General features: G+C 30.1%; 12 protein-coding genes and 4 pseudogenes. 12 read left to right on the forward strand and 4 right to left on the reverse strand.

Annotated features, from left to right (window positions below; all coding sequences use genetic code 11):
- Nucleotides 1-8: 8 nt before the first annotated feature.
- The 4 genes from DJ007_RS17850 to DJ007_RS09630 are packed head-to-tail and all read right to left on the reverse strand — an operon-like array spanning nt 9 to nt 2,990.
- The gene (locus DJ007_RS17850; protein WP_240739469.1) at nt 9-269 is read right to left on the reverse strand and encodes an ABC transporter permease family protein; all 261 of its coding nucleotides are present in this window, start codon (nt 267-269) and stop codon (nt 9-11) included.
- A complete protein-coding gene (locus DJ007_RS09620) occupies nt 269-841 on the reverse strand; it encodes a carbohydrate ABC transporter permease (protein ID WP_240739470.1) in 573 nt (190 codons plus the stop codon). The genes DJ007_RS17850 and DJ007_RS09620 overlap by 1 nt, the downstream gene beginning before the upstream one ends.
- Nucleotides 838-1,713, reverse strand: a complete 876-nt coding sequence (locus tag DJ007_RS09625; RefSeq protein ID WP_129409384.1) for a carbohydrate ABC transporter permease — start codon at nt 1,711-1,713, stop codon at nt 838-840. Before DJ007_RS09625 ends, DJ007_RS09620 begins: the two co-directional genes overlap by 4 nt.
- 14 nt (nt 1,714-1,727) lie before the next feature.
- Nucleotides 1,728-2,990, reverse strand: a complete 1,263-nt coding sequence (locus DJ007_RS09630; protein ID WP_129409385.1) for an ABC transporter substrate-binding protein — start codon at nt 2,988-2,990, stop codon at nt 1,728-1,730.
- Nucleotides 2,991-3,171: 181 nt separating this feature from the next.
- On the opposite strand from DJ007_RS09630, the gene DJ007_RS16025 reads away from it, so the two are divergent.
- From DJ007_RS16025 to DJ007_RS09680, 12 genes and pseudogenes are all read left to right on the forward strand, one after another.
- Entirely contained in the window at nt 3,172-3,792 is a 621-nt protein-coding gene (locus DJ007_RS16025) for a radical SAM family protein (protein ID WP_206076282.1), read from the forward strand.
- Between the two features lie 146 nt (nt 3,793-3,938).
- Nucleotides 3,939-4,661, forward strand: a complete 723-nt coding sequence (locus tag DJ007_RS16030) for a radical SAM protein (RefSeq protein ID WP_206076283.1) — start codon at nt 3,939-3,941, stop codon at nt 4,659-4,661.
- A 304-nt stretch (nt 4,662-4,965) separates the two neighbouring features.
- Nucleotides 4,966-5,733 (forward strand): inositol monophosphatase family protein, encoded by a 768-nt coding sequence (locus DJ007_RS09640; RefSeq protein WP_129409386.1) that lies wholly within the window; start codon nt 4,966-4,968, stop codon nt 5,731-5,733.
- A gap of 24 nt (nt 5,734-5,757) precedes the next feature.
- Entirely contained in the window at nt 5,758-6,831 is a 1,074-nt protein-coding gene (locus tag DJ007_RS09645; RefSeq protein WP_129409387.1) for a glucose-1-phosphate thymidylyltransferase, read from the forward strand.
- Between the two features lie 10 nt (nt 6,832-6,841).
- On the forward strand, nt 6,842-8,491 hold the full coding sequence (locus DJ007_RS09650) for an alpha-amylase family glycosyl hydrolase (RefSeq protein ID WP_240739471.1): 1,650 nt from the start codon (nt 6,842-6,844) through the stop codon (nt 8,489-8,491).
- Nucleotides 8,492-8,573: 82 nt separating this feature from the next.
- Nucleotides 8,574-9,409: pseudogene (aroF, locus tag DJ007_RS09655) on the forward strand (3-deoxy-7-phosphoheptulonate synthase).
- 260 nt (nt 9,410-9,669) lie between these two features.
- A complete protein-coding gene (locus tag DJ007_RS09660) occupies nt 9,670-11,505 on the forward strand; it encodes an ABC transporter substrate-binding protein (protein ID WP_129409388.1) in 1,836 nt (611 codons plus the stop codon).
- 141 nt (nt 11,506-11,646) lie between these two features.
- Nucleotides 11,647-12,683: pseudogene (locus DJ007_RS20295) on the forward strand (ABC transporter permease).
- An 11-nt stretch (nt 12,684-12,694) separates the two neighbouring features.
- Nucleotides 12,695-12,805, forward strand: a pseudogene (locus DJ007_RS20300) (ABC transporter permease); the annotation flags it as partial.
- Nucleotides 12,806-13,318: 513 nt separating this feature from the next.
- Nucleotides 13,319-14,065 (forward strand): annotated as a pseudogene (locus DJ007_RS20305) (ABC transporter permease); the annotation flags it as partial.
- Between the two features lie 17 nt (nt 14,066-14,082).
- Nucleotides 14,083-15,090, forward strand: a complete 1,008-nt coding sequence (locus tag DJ007_RS09675) for an ABC transporter ATP-binding protein (protein ID WP_129409390.1) — start codon at nt 14,083-14,085, stop codon at nt 15,088-15,090.
- On the forward strand, nt 15,090-16,274 hold the full coding sequence (locus DJ007_RS09680; RefSeq protein ID WP_129409391.1) for an ABC transporter ATP-binding protein: 1,185 nt from the start codon (nt 15,090-15,092) through the stop codon (nt 16,272-16,274). Before DJ007_RS09675 ends, DJ007_RS09680 begins: the two co-directional genes overlap by 1 nt.
- The last annotated feature ends 50 nt before the right edge of the window (nt 16,275-16,324 follow it).

A 16,324-nucleotide genomic window follows, 5' to 3' on the forward strand; every position in this document is an offset into this window, starting at 1 on the left:
CTCATTTTTTAATCTTTCAAACTTCCCTGTGTCAAACCGGCGATAATATATTTTTGTGCAATAGCAAATATAATAATTGTTGGTAATAAAGCTACAACTATACCTGCTGCCAGAACATTCCATTGAACGCCAGCTTTTGAAACAATAGAATATAGTCCAACAGGAACAGTATATTTATTAGATGTATTTAAAAACATTACAGCAGTAAATAATTCATTCCAATTATTTACAAAAGAAAAACTAAGAATTGCAGATAAACCAGGTAACATTAATGGATAGTGATTTTAAACAAAGATTGAATTTCATTACAACCATCTATTAAAGCAGCTTCTTCAATACTTTTGGGTATTCTATCGAAAAATCCTTTTGCCATTATAGTACTAAAAGCTGCCCCAAATCCACCGTATACAATAATGATACTTATTAATTTGTTTATTAATCCAAATTTAGAAAACATAATATATTGAGGAACCATAATCAAGTATGAAGGAATCATCTGTGAAAAAAATAAAAATAAGATAATAGCATATCTTCCTCTAAATTCTTTTCGAGATAATATATATCCACTTAACATTGCAAAAAGTGTTGACATTGAAGAAGCTAAAAAAGAAACTATAACGCTGTTAGAAAAATATCTTTTAAAATTGACAAACTCAAATAGTTTTTTATATCCATAAAATGTTGGACTTTTAGTCCAATATTTTATTGGGAAAGTATAAAGTTCATATGTTGATTTAAAAGATGTAAGTACAATCCAGTATAAGGGAAATAAGGCAAAAATAAGAAAAATTGTCAATAGAATGACACGGATAAGTTTTTTTGCTATTTTATTTTTTTTCATAAGCTAAACTCCTTTTTAGAAGTTAATTTCAAATACATTATGGTATAAATCAAAAGAATTAAAACAATAATAACTCCGTGTGCTGCAGCTTTACTATAGTTTGATTCATAAAAAACAGTATTTATCATTTTTACAGATAATATTTCAGTACTTCCAGCGGGTCCACCACGTGTCATTCCATAAATAATATCTGGAAAATTCATAACCCATATTATTCTTAACAAAATAGTGTTAATTAAAGTTGGTTTTATATATGGTATAGTGATTTTGAAAAGTTTTGTAAAATATCCAGCACCATCAATTTCCGCAGCTTCATATAAAGAATTTGGAATAGATTGCAAAGCTGCTAAAATCATAATAGCGAAAAATGGAATTCCATACCACACATTAACTAAAATAACAGAAAACATAGCTAATGAAGGATCTGAAAGGAAATTAATTCCTTCTTTAATAAAACCCAATTTTATTAAAATATCATTAATAACTCCAAATTGACCATTGAGAAGCCATGACCAGATTAATCCAATAGCAAAACCGGAGATAGCCCATGGATAAAAAACAAGTCCGGCATAGAGCCCACGTCCTTTAAAAGGTTCCTTCATTAAAAGAGCCAGGATAAAACCAAAAAACAATTGAAAGGTTACAGAGAAAAAAATCCATTTAACAGTATTCCAGATAACATCGATATAAAAAATATCATCAAAGATTTCTTTGAAATTATCTGTACCTATCCACTTTATATTACCAAAATTAAATACAGAATAATTTTTGAAAGAAAGCAATACCCCACTTATTGTGGGGTACAATATGACAAATGAAATTAATAGAAGTGTTGGTAATATCATAAAAAAGACAAAACGTTTATGTTTCATTTAATCACCTATAACTATTTAATACCGGCTTTTTTCCAGAAATCTGCCCATTCTTTTAGACATCTAACCACAGAGAGTTTTCCCAACAATACCTGTTGCATAGTTTTTTCCTGGAATTCATTCCATTTTCCCCAATTTTCGTTGTCCAGTGGATATTGAGTGAATTGATAATGTTCTTTATCTTCAAACATTTTTGTCCAACCTTCAAAAACATAAGAGCTAAAGTATGAATCATATTTATAAACAGATTTTAATATAGGTAAAGCGCCATAACTTTTACTCCAATAACCGTTAATTTCAGCAGAACTTACAAATTTTATAAATTTCCATGCCAGATCTTTATGTTTTGAATAAGTAGGGATACCCCACCCTACAAAACCAAATGATGGATAAGCTTTTCCGCTTACACCAACTGGCAAAGGAGCAGTTTTGTATTGACCTGGTTTTAGCATTTCATTCAACATTCCAGTAGTATCAGGATCCTGAAATAAAAGTGGAGTTATACCAGAAACAAAAGCATTAACCTGCTCGTCCCAACCCCAATTTATAGAATCTTTAGGAGAAGTGTCCTTGTATATATTGACATAAAAAGTCAATGCTTTAACTGCTCTAGGATCTTCAAATATGATTTTACCCGATTTGGTTAAATACATATTATCAGGATCTATATCATCAAAAAAGGAAGTTACAACAGCATCAATGAAAGAAGTGGGATATCCTTTCCCTCTGAACGCAAATCCATATTGATTTTTATCTGATTCAGTTAACTTTTTACCCATATCATACAATTCTTGCATTGTTTTAGGGTAATTATTAAAACCATATTTTTTTAGGATATCCGGTCTATAAAATAAAGCTTTTGCAAATAAACCATGAGGCAATAAATATGGCGTATTATGATAAATACTTGCAGCTTCCAAAATTCCGTCAATTAAATCATTTTTTTCTGGCCATGAATTGATATATGGTGTTAAATCTTCTAACTTTCCCATGGCTGCTAATGTACTTAAATTCCAATCGCCTATTTCTACAATATCAAGAGGTTGTTCTGTGCTAACCATTAAATTAATTTTTTGATAAGCAGTTTCGTATGGTGGAGAAATGACATTAATTTTAACACCAGGATTTAATGTTTCAAACATTTCAATGATTTTATTTAATGTTGGTGTTCGCCATGGACTTGAAAATGCTTCAATAAGATTTAAAGTAATACTTTCTTCTGAAAAAGCAAATAATGCAACCAATAATACTGAAATAAATACAATAAACTTTTTCATAAAAATTCCCCCTTAAAGTTTTGTACAAAAATATTATATCATATTTTACACAAAAATTAATAGCATATTAAAAAGGATTATATTTTTTAGACAACCTAATTATAAATATAAATTTACATATAGTAAAAACAATTGTGATATACTTAAACATAAAATAATAGTTTGTTTGGGAGGAAATTTAATGAATATAGGTAAATGGTTGTTTTCAAGTGGAGTTTTACATAGAGTTAGAAAACCAGCAAGATATATTGGTGGTGAATATAATGATATTATAAAAAATTCAAGAAATAAGATAAGAATAGGACTGATGTTTCCGGATTTATATGAAGTTGGTATGTCACACACAGGATTTCAAATATTATTTCACTCTTTTAATTCAAAAGAAAATGTATTTGCTGAAAGGATATTTTTACCATGGAAAGACATGATATCTGAAATGGAAAAGGCAAACATACCCTTATATACATTGGAAACTTATACACCAGTAAAAAATCTTGATTTAATCGGAATAACTCTTCAATATGAATTATCATATACAAATATTGTTCATGCATTGAAGTTAGCTGAAATACCAGTGTTTTCAAAGGATAGAGTTGAAACTGATCCGATTATTATAGCAGGTGGGCCCAGTGCTTCAAATCCGGAACCAATAGCTGATTTTATTGATGCTTTTTATAATGGTGATGGAGAAGTGGTTGTTGATGATATAATAAACATATTATCGTCAAACTTAAATAGAGAAGAAAAAATAAAGAAATTACATGAAACCCGGGATTTTATGTACCAAAATACTATAATTTAAAAGAAAATAATGTTGGACTCATAGTTCCAGAATATGAAAAACGTATAAAAATAAGAAAAATAAAGGATCTAAACAAAGCAGAATTTCCAACAAAGCAAATAGTACCAAAGATAAAAACTATTCATAACAGAGCAATAGTTGAAATAATGAGAGGGTGCAATAGAGGTTGTAGATTTTGTCATGCTGGTTTTTATTATAGGCCTGTTCGCGAAAGAACAACGGAGAAAATTATAAGATTATCACTAAAGACTCTTGAAGAAACAGGATATAATGAAATTTCGTTATTATCATTAAGTACTCTTGATTATAGTGACTTAGAAACCGTTTTAAATGAACTAGAACCATTTTTAAAAGAAAATAGAATATCTATATCCTTACCTTCCAGTAGGGTTGATAAATTTGGATTGGAAATAGGGAGTAAAATATCAGGAGCCAGAAAAACGGGGTTAACTTTTGCTCCTGAAGCAGGTTCTCAGAGATTAAGAGATGTAATTAATAAAAATATTACAGAAAAAGAAATACTTGATGTAGCAGAATATGCGAAAAAAGCTGGTTGGAGAAGAATAAAATTATATTTTATGATAGGTCTTCCAACAGAGACAGAAGAAGATGTAAAAGCAATAGTGGAATTAACAAAAAAAATAAAAAAACATACCAGAATAAAAGACATTACGGTGAATGTATCTATTTTTATTCCAAAACCACACACTCCTTTTGAAAAAGAAAGGTTTTATCAACCAAAAGAAATAAAAGAAAAAATAAAGATATTAAATGAAGTAAGAAAATTTGCTAAATTAAAAGTTCATGATCCTTATGTGAGTTTAATTGAAGCTCTTTTATCACGGGAGATAGAAAAATATCAGAATTAATATATAAAGTTGCTATTGAAGAAAATGCGATATTTGATGAATGGGATGAAGAATTTGATTTTAGAAAATGGGCTAGAAAAATAAATGAATTAGGAATAGATACAAAGAAATATCTTGGAGATTTAAAAACAGATGATTTACCCTGGAAAATAATAGATATTTTAATTAAAGAAGAGTTTTTAAATAAAGAAATTGAAAATGCAAAAAAAGAGAAAATTACAGAAGATTGTAGGTGGGATGTATGTACATTGTGTGGAGTATGTATGAAAACAGGATTAACCAATAATCTTTCGAAGGTGATAAAATGATAGAGTTTAAATTTTTAAATGAAAAAATAATAGAAGTAGGAAAAAAGCTTTTAGAATGGAGAGAAAACGAATTTACCGTTAGTTCTAAAAGTTCTAAACACGATCTGGTTACATCGCTTGATTTAAAAGTACAGGAATTTTTATACAACTCATTGACTCAGAGGTTTCCGGAAATAGGTTTTTTAGGTGAAGAAAGTGGAATGAATAAGAAACCAGAAACAAAAGGTTATTGGGTTATAGATCCTATAGATGGTACAGTTAATTTTTCAAAAATGTTGCCGATGTTTTGTATATCAGCAGCGTATGTTGAAAATGACGAACCAAAATATGGTATAATATATGCCCCGGTAATGAATCAAATAATTGTAGCAGAAGAAAACAAAGGAGTTTCTTTAAATGGAGAGAAGATAAAACCTAATTGGGCAAAAAAATTGGATGATGCCATGATTTCAATGGGAAATATAAAAGGTAAAACATATAAATATTTTGAAGCATTAGAAACAAAAGTTATGAGAATAAGATTATTGGGTACAGCAGCTTTGCAAATCGCCTATGTTGGTACAGGAAATTTTGATGCATTTATTTCTGTTAAAGGAAATTCATGGGATGTAGCAGCTGGATATATCATAGTAAAAGAATCAGGTGGCATAATTACAGATTATTATGGCAATCCTACCAGTATATTCAATAAGAAAAATTTATATTCTAACCCATATATTCATGAGGATTTAATGAAGGCTATAAATACTATAAATAAATCTTAAAAATTATTACGGGGGTGTGATGTTGTGAAAGCTTTGATATTGTGTGCAGGGAAAGGCACAAGATTAAGACCATTAACCTTTACAAATGCAAAACCACTGATTCCTATTGCTAATAAACCAACTATTGTATATAGTCTGGAAATGATAAAAGAAGCAGGAATCAACGAAGTTGGAATTGTGGTTAATCCGGATAACAAAAAAGATTTTGAAGAGACATTGGGTAATGGGTCACAATTGGGTTTAGAAATTACTTATATTGTTCAGGAAGAACCAAAAGGATTAGCTCATGCTGTTGCAATTTCTGAGGAATTTTTAAAAGATGAAGAATTTTTAATGTATTTAGGAGATAATCTGGTTACAGTTGATCTTGGGAAATTTGTAAGAGAATTCAACAATAAAAATATGGATTCATTTATTTTATTAACTCCTGTAGAAGACCCTTCAAGGTTTGGTATAGCAATTATTGATGATGGACAGGTAAGAAAGGTTGTAGAAAAGCCGAAAGAGCCGCCATCGAATTTGGCTATAATTGGTGTATATATATTTAAGCCAATAATATTTGAAGCAATAAAAAATATAAAACCTTCATGGAGAGGTGAATTAGAAATAACGGATGCAATTCAATGGCTTCTTGAAAATGAGAAAAATGTTGGAGCTCATATTGTATATGGTTGGTGGAAAGATACAGGTAAGCCAGAAGATTTGATAGAAGCAAATAGAAAAGTATTGGAGCAGTTAAAAGAAAGCTCAAATGAAGGAATAATATATGAAAACTCAACTGTACATGGAAATGTTATAATAGGTAAAGGAACCAGAATATTAAATAGTGTAATTAGAGGGCCAATTATAATAGGTGAAAATGTGTTGATTTCCGATGCATATATAGGACCATATACAAGTATAGGCTCAAATGTCACTATTGAAAATGCAGAGATAGAAAATTCAATAATACTTGATAGGGCTACTATAGCGAATCTTGATACAAGATTGGATTCAAGTGTTATAGGTGCCAATGCAACAGTTGTTCATTCTGAACGAAAACCAAAAACAATAAAATTAGTAGTGGGCGATTATTCAAAAATTGAAATTCCAAAATAGAGGGATTTATATGCTGGATAAAATTAAGGTATTATATAGGGAAATATATAAAAACTCACAAACAGAAGTTCTTGAAAAAATAATAGATTTTTTAAAAAATGAAAAAAGATTTTTTATAGATAAGAATGTTGATAAATATTGGTATAAAAAAGCTGTAATATACTCTCTTTATGTAGATCTATATGCAGGAGATTTCAGAAAATTATCATCTAAAATAGAATATTTATATGATCTTGGAGTAAATGCAATATGGTTATTACCTGTGTTGGATTCTCCTCTTATGGATCAGGGATTTGATATTAAAAATTATTATAAAATAAGAGAAGATTTAGGAACCAATGAAGATTTTAAATATTTTCTCGATAAAGCTCATGAAAAAGGTATAAAGGTTATTTTTGATATTGCTATAAATCACACTTCAAGTGAACATGAATGGTTTCAATCTGCGAAAAGTTCTAAAAATTCACCATATAGAGATTATTATATATGGAATGAAACAACAGAAAAATACAAAGAAGCCAGACTACTATTTAAAGGAATGGTGAATAGCAATTGGGAGTATAATGAAGAAACCGGGGATTATTATTTTCATAGATTTTACCCGTTTCAACCTGATTTGAATTACAAAAATCCAGAAGTATTATTTGAGATGCTTAAAGTTCTAGTATTCTGGAAAAAAATGGGTATAGACGGTTTTAGAATGGATGCTGCACCATTTTTATGGAAAGAAGATGGAACAAATTGCGAGAACTTACCTCAAACACATAATATATTAAAAATTTTCAGACATTCATTGGATTATCTTCAAGAAGGGAGTATATTGGTAGCTGAAGCAAATTTAAGACCAAAAGATGTTGTAAAATATTTTGGTAATGGTGATGAATGCCATGCGGGTTATCATTTTCCAATAATGCCAAAATTCTTTTTAACAATAGCAGAAAAAGATTATTCACATATCTATGAAGCATTAAAAGAAAAAAATACGCCAGATATACCTGATAATTGCAGCTGGTTTACTTTTTTAAGATGTCATGATGAATTAACTCTTGAATTCGTGACAGAAGAAGAAAGAAAAAAAATGAATCAATATTATTTAAGAGAATCATTATGGACATTTAGAGAAGGTGAAGGAATTTCAGGGAGATTATATGAGTTAATGAATAAAGATATTAGAAAAGTGTTATTATCATTTTCCATGTTATTTTCAACAGAAGGTTCTCCAATTATATATTATGGTGATGAAGTAGCGATGGATAATGACTATGAATTTTATAATATGATGACAGAAAAAACAGGATTCAAAGATTCAAGGTTTTTAAATAGAGGTCCAATGGATTGGGACAAAATTGAAAAAGAATTAAAAGACAAAAACTCCAAAGAATATAGGACATTTAATGCAGTGAAAAGTATGTTGAAAATTAGAAAAGAAAACATAGAACTTTTTGAACAAAAAGGAGAAATTATTCCTGTGAAAGATAAATCCTTATACATAGTTAAGAAAAAATATGGGAATAAAATGTTATGGGCATTTCATAATTTGGCCGATGAAAGAAAAAATATAAAATTAAAAAAAGAAGGGGTCGATTTGTTTAAAAATAGCAAATCTCAAGAATTAGAATTGAGACCATATGAATATAAGTGGATAGTATTTGAAATTTAAACCTGTGCGATAGCGCAGGTTTTTTTAATATGTATGTACAAAAGTTTTTAAATAAAAAATGATATAATAATATAAAATATAAATGAAAATTCAGGAGGAAAAAATGGATATAAAACTAGTTTCCAGAAAATCTAATGAAAATACAATAATAGATTTAGAAAATACAAAAATTGGAGAAGGTTATTTTACCTTAATAGCAGGACCATGTTCTGTTGAAAATAAAGAAATTATAGAGGAAACAGCACATTTTCTTTCTGAATTAAATGTGAAAATTATTCGTGGAGGTGTTTTTAAACCTCGAACATCACCGTATTCATTTCAAGGTTTAGGGAAAAAAGGATTAGAATATTTAAAATTAGCAGCTGAAAAATATAGTTTAAAAATAATTACTGAAGCATTGGATGAAGATAGTTTGGAATTGGTTAATAAGTGTGCAGATATAATACAAATAGGTTCAAGAAATGCACAGAATTACGGATTATTAAAAAAAGTAGGTAGGTTAGATAAACCTGTACTTTTAAAAAGAGGATTTATGATGACAATAAAAGAGTTTTTATATTCTGCAGAATATATAGCTTATGAAGGAAATAAAAACATAATACTTTGCGAAAGAGGAATAAGAACATTTGAAACACAGACAAGAAATACGTTGGATATATCAGCTATTCCGTATTAAAAAAAGAAACACATTTACCAATCATAATAGATCCAAGTCATGCAGCAGGTAGAAGAGATATTATACCAGATTTAATAAAAGCTTCATTAGCAGTTGGATCACATGGGATTATGGTGGAAATACATCCAAAACCAGAAAAAGCCTTATCAGATGGAAATCAGAGTTTAAATTTTAAAGAATTTGAAAAAATTATTAGAGAAATAAAAGAATTATCTACGTATTTTGGAGTTGAATTAAAATAATTATTAATTCAGTAAAAGGAATTAGTAAATATTTTCTTCATTTACATAGAATTAACAAGCAAGAATTAATAAAAAGAGAATATGAAAGAATTTTCATAATAATAGGAAATTTTAATATATTTAGATTTATTATAATGAAATATTAAAGATAACAATGTAGTTGGCGCTTAATCAATTAGAAACTTTGATAAAGTATTTGTAATTTTAGATTTTTTGTGGTAAAATATATCCGGAATAAATTTTATATAAGGAGGGACTGTATGAAGAAACTTTTAGTAGTGTTATTGTTAGTATTTTCTATCTTTACATTTGCCGCAGTTAAGAACCCCGACACTATAGTTGATGTAACTATTGGGGAACCAGACACATTAGATCCACACCAGGCATATGATACAGCTAGTGGCGAGGTAATTTTTAATGTATATGATAACTTAATTGAGTACAAGGGTTCAAGCTTAAGCGAATTTTTACCAAGATTAGCAGAAAAATGGGAAATTGATGGTAATACAGTTAAATTCAAAATCAGAAAAGGCGTTAAATTCCACAGTGGAAATGAATTAACACCTTACGATGTTGAATACACATTCAAGAGAGCATTAATAGGTAATCCTGGTGGAGGACCTATCTGGATGTTATATGAAGTATTCTTTGGTGACTACTTCAGTTTAAAATCAGCAGTTAAAGGATTAACAGGACATTCCTGGTCAGAATTAGTAAACCCTGAAACAAAGGAACCTGTAAATGATGAAGCAAAACAAATATTGTTAGATTTCTATGACAAATATATTGATTCAAAAGTAACTGTAGACGGAGATTGGGTAGTATTCCATTTAGCAGCACCAAAAGTATACTTCTTAAACATTATTGCACAGGGTTCATCATGGGGTGCAATATTAGATAGTAAAGCAGCAATGGGATTAGGATTATGGGATGGCAAAAAAGATGGATGGTGGAAATTCCATGATTGGAAAAAAGAAGATTCCCCATTATATGCAAAAGAAATCGGTTCAGGTCCATATGAATTAGTAGAATGGGACAGAACACAACAGAAAGTTACCTTAAAAGCATTTGAAGGTTACTGGAGAGGTCCAGCAAAAATTAAGAATGTAGTTATCTGGGGAGTAGATGAATGGTCAACAAGAAAAGCAATGTTGGAAAAAGGTGAAGCAGATATTGCTGCAGTTCCTGCACAATACTTAAGCCAAATCAAAGGAAATCCTGACTTAGAAATTATTGAAGGATTGCCAACAGTATCAGTTACAACATTAAACTTTAACTGGCAGGTAAAAGCAGATTCTCCATACATTGGAAGCGGAAAGTTAGATGGCCAAGGTGTTCCTACAACATTCTTTGCTGATAAAAATGTTAGATTAGCATTTATTTACTCATTTGATTACAAAAAGATGATTGATGAAGTATTAGACGGTTATGGAGAATTAGTACCTACAGCATTACCAAAAGGCTTCTTAGGTTATGATGAAAATTTACCAAAACCAAAATTTGACTTAGCAGAAGCAACAAAATATTTCAAGAGAGCTTACAGAGGACAATTATGGAGAAAAGGTTTTAAAATGACAATTCTTTACAATACAGGAAATGCTGCAAGACAAAAATCAGCAGAATTGTTAGCTGACTCATTGAAGAAAATCAATCCTAAATTCCAGGCAGAAGTTAGAGGAGTTCAATGGCCAACATTCTTGGATGCAAGAAAGAACGGTAAAATGCCATTATATATCTTAGGTTGGTTAGCAGATTATCCAGATCCAAATAACTTTATTTACACATTCTATGATTCAAAAGGTGACTATGGTTCATATTATGGAGAAAAATATGCAGAATTTGCAAGCAAACCACAAGCATTCTTTGGCGGTAAATCATTAGATGAAATGATAGAAGAAGCAGCATCATTAACAGATCCAAAAGTTAGAGAAGAAATATACATTAAAGTACAGGAATTTGTAATCAGAGAAGGTCTAGGTGTTCCACTATATCAACCAGTTGGTGTAAGGGTACATAGAAAATGGTTAAAAGGTTGGTATCCAAACTCAATTAGACCAGGTGACGACTATTATCACTATTATAAATCAGACAAATAATTTAAATTTTTAAAAATAATAACTTTTATTTTCTATTAAAGGGGAGGGGAAGCACCTTCCCCTTATTTTTTTGTTTTTTGAATGTTATGTTTCTATGGTATAATATATTGGTTTTTAATAAAAATCTATGGAGGTGCTTGTATGACGGCGTATATTATTAGGAGGTTACTGTTACTACCTCTTATAATTTTTGGAGTTACATTGATAGTTTTCTCCATGATGCAATTGCTTGGAGAAGACCAATTATTAGCTGCATATGTAGATCCTAATTCTTTAGACAAAATGTCAGCCGAAGAATTAGAAATGGTCAAAGAAAAATATGGGCTAAATGAAGATCCATTTACAAGATATGTAAAATGGATTGAATCAGTGGCTCATGGAGACTTAGGTTGGTCGATTGTTGGTAAAGAACCTGTTACAAAAGCTATTATTCACAGATTACCTTCTACAATAGAACTTACATTATATGCTATATTCCCAATAATAGGTATAGGGGTTTGGCTTGGAGTACAGGCTGCATTGCATAGAAATAAGTGGCAGGATCATTTGATAAGAATTTTTTCAATAGTTGGATGGTCATTTCCTGATTTTGTTTTTGGATTGATAATTCTTATGGTGTTTTATAGTTGGCTTGGATGGTTCCCCCTGGAAGAATTAGTCTGGAAATTGAACAAATAATCAATTCTCCAGACTTTCATCAATATACAAAATTAATTACAATAGATGGATTATTAAATGGAAGGTTGGATGTTTTTTGGGATGGTCTAAGACATTTAATAGGTCCTATTTTAACTTTGTCTTATTTATGGTGGGCTTATTTAATCAGAATTACAAGATCATCAATGTTAGAAGTTTTAAGTAAAGATTATGTAAGAACGGCAAGGGCAAAAGGATTATCAGAAAAAGTTGTTATTAACAAGCATGCTAAAAGGAATGCTTTAATACCTGTTGCTACAGTAGCAGGTTCTATGATTATTGGATTAATAATGGGCGTTATTATAGTTGAAACAATATTTGTCAGACCAGGTATTGGAAGTTTTGCAGCAAAAGCTGCTGGACAATTAGACTATGCTTCAATAATGGGTATGTTATTGTTTTCATCATTATTATTGATTGTTGGAAATTTAATAATCGATATATCATATGCATTAATAGACCCAAGAATCAGATACGAGTGAGGTGAGTTGAAGTGAACGAAGAATACAAAAGAGCGCTCAGAAAATTCTATAAAAATCCTTCTGCAATGTTTGGGTTAATATTATTGATATTTTTTATCTTAATAGCTTCTTTTGCACCATTATTAGCACCACCACAAATTCCAATTGATCCTGAAATAGAAAATATGGAATCTATGATAAATCAATTAAGTGAAACAAAAGATACATCTTTAATAGATGATTTAACAAGTTCATTTTCGGATTATTACGACTTTACATATGGTTTTTATTTAGATTATGCAGATGATGTGAAAAAATTAGAAAAGGCATTAAAAAATTATCAAGCAAATAAAAATGAAGAGAATTTAAAAAAACTGATAGATGAATTAACCCCTTTAACAGAAGACTATGTATTGGATACATCTTATTTGGAAAATATTCAAAACAATTTGAATGATACAAAAAAATTCAATTCAGCTTTAAAAGATTTGGAAAATGGTGTAAAAGCATTTTTATCAAAAGCTACTAATGCTGAAAAGATGAAAAAAGAGTTAGATGAAATAAATTCAAAAAACAGTTCTGTAGATGAATTTTTACCAGCTGCAAAAAAATATTTTAAAGATTTAAAATCCAATTATATTAAGGATTTACATTATGATCCATATTTAATGCCTATAGTAACTTATGAAAATACACCTCAACCACCTTCTAAAGAACATCCTTTCGGAATAAGTAATGGAAGGGATATTTATTATGGAGTAGTGTGGGGAACAAGAACAGGATTTAAAATAGGGTTAATAGTTGTTATTACTGCCACAATAATAGGTTTATTTATAGGTTCGATTTCAGCATATTTTGGTGGATGGGTAGATGAAGTATTAATGAGAATTACAGATATTTTTATGTCTATACCATTCATGTTATCTGCTATGGTTTTAACTACAGTTTTGGGAACAGGACTTGATAAGGTTATGATTGCTATGATTGTTTTTGGATGGATGGGTTCAGCAAGGTTAATTAGGGGTAATATATTACAGGCTAAAAATGATCAATATGTTTTAGCTGCTAAAGCATTGGGTGTAAAAGATTCTAAAATAATCGTTAAACATATTTTGCCTAATACAATTTTTCCTGTATTAATTCAAGCTTCAATGAGGATAGGATCTATGGTTATTACAGCTGCAGTATTGAGTTTCTTAGGTGTAGGAGCACCACAGGGCTATGCAGATTGGGGTTCTATCTTGAACTATGCAAGAAACTGGATTTTAGGTGGAACAGGTGGAGCATTTGAATACTGGTATACAATAGTATATCCTGGTACAGCAATGGTATTATTTGTTTTAGCTTGGAACTTAGTCGGAGATGCATTAAGAGACATCTTTGATCCGAAACTACGTGGTTAGTTGAAAGGAGGCTTACAATGAAAGACCCAATATTAAAGGTCAATAATTTACATACATATTTCAATACCGAAGATGGTGAAGTAAGAGCAGTTCGTGGTGTATCCTTTGAGGTCCATGAAGGAGAAACACTTGCTATAGTTGGTGAATCAGGTTCAGGTAAATCAGTAACCTCATTGAGCATAATGAGATTACTTGATGAAAATGGAAGAATTGCCGAAGGAGAAATATTATATAAAGGTAGGGATATAAGTAAAATTCCAGAAGATGATATGAGACATATAAGAGGAAAAGAAATTGCAATGATTTTCCAGGAACCGATGACCGCCCTAAATCCTGTATTTACAGTAGGTGATCAGATTATAGAAATGATAATGCTTCATATGGGAATGGATGCAAAAGCAGCAAGACAAAGGGCAATAGAATTATTGAGAAAAGTTGGTATTCCTGAGCCAGAAAAACGTGTTGATCAATACCCTCATGAATTATCAGGTGGTATGAGACAAAGGGCAATGATTGCTATGGCTTTATCATGTAACCCTAAAGTTTTAATTGCTGATGAACCTACTACAGCATTAGATGTTACTATTCAAGCACAAATATTGGAATTAATGAAAGAATTACAGAAAGAATATGGTATGGCAATTATATTTATTACACATGATTTAGGTGTTGTTGCAGAAATGTCTGATAAAGCAGCAGTTATGTATGCAGGAAAGGTTGTAGAATATGGAGATATAGTTTCTATATTTAAAAGACCTAAAAATCCATATACATGGGGATTGATGCAATCAATACCTAAATTGAATGAAGAAGTTGAAAGGTTAATGTCTATTCCGGGAACCGTTCCAAACCCAAGAAAATTCCCTAAAGGTTGTGGTTTCTCAAACAGATGTTTCCTTGCAAAAGAAAAATGTAAAGATGAAATGCCAGAATTAATAGAAGTTGAACCTGGACATTACTCAAGATGCTTCTATATAGATGAATTAGTGAAAGAAGTAGAGAAATCAAGGGTAGGTGAAAAATAATGTCTCAAGATAATAAAAAAGTTCTTTTACAGGTTGATAACTTAAAAAAATATTTCCCTGTTAGAGCTGGAGTTTTTAAAAGAGTTGTAGCACATGTTAAGGCTGTTGATGATATTTCCTTCAAAGTATATGAAGGTGAAACAATTGGATTAGTTGGTGAATCTGGTTGTGGTAAAAGTACGACTGGAATGACAATTTTAAGATTATTAAATCCAACGGATGGTAGAATTGTTGTAGATGGATTGGATACAACACCTTTATTTTTACCTAAAACAAGAGCAAATAAATATATACATGAAATATATATAAGCAGATTTAATGAATTAAAAAATAAATATAAATCAGAAGATGAAGTAATAAAAAATCTTAAAGATGATGTAGATAAAAAATATGCAAAAATATATTTTGAAAAAGGTTCACATGGATTGCACCATGAAATGTTATCTAACATAAATGAAAAAAGAAAATGGTTTAGAAGAAATATGCAAATTATATTCCAGGACCCATATTCTTCATTAAACCCAAGATTAAGAATAAGAAGTATAATAGCAGAAGGATTATTCACACATGGGTTAGTGAAAAGTGGAGCAGAAGCAACAGAAAAAATAAAAGATTTATTAGAAAAAGTTGGTCTATCATCAGAATATATATACAGATTCCCACATGAATTTTCCGGTGGTCAAAGACAAAGAATTGGTATTGCAAGGGCTTTAGCATTAAACCCAAAACTTATTGTAGCTGATGAAGCTGTATCAGCTCTTGATGTATCTATTCAATCGCAGGTTATAAACCTATTAGAAGATTTACAAAAAGAATTTAAATTAACATATGTATTTATTGCTCACGATTTAGCTGTTGTTAAACACATCTCTGATAGAGTTGCTGTTATGTACCTTGGTAAAATAGTAGAATTAGCAGATAAAAAAGCATTATTTGATAATCCATTACATCCATATACAGTAGCATTAATGTCTGCTATTCCAATACCAGATCCAGAATACAAGAAAAAGAGAATCATTTTACAGGGTGATGTTCCAAGTCCTATCAATCCGCCAAGTGGTTGTAGATTCCATACCAGATGTCCAATAGCTAAGGATATATGTTCTAAAAAAGAACCGCCACTGGTAGATATGGGCGATGGGCATATGGTTGCATGTCACTTTGCAGGACAATTCAAAGGATAACAAAATAATTTTTAAAAGTTCTATAGATATAATAAAAAACAAGGCGGATT

The sequence above is a fragment of the Marinitoga lauensis genome, from assembly GCF_004135675.1.
Lineage (GTDB): Bacteria > Thermotogota > Thermotogae > Petrotogales > Petrotogaceae > Marinitoga > Marinitoga lauensis.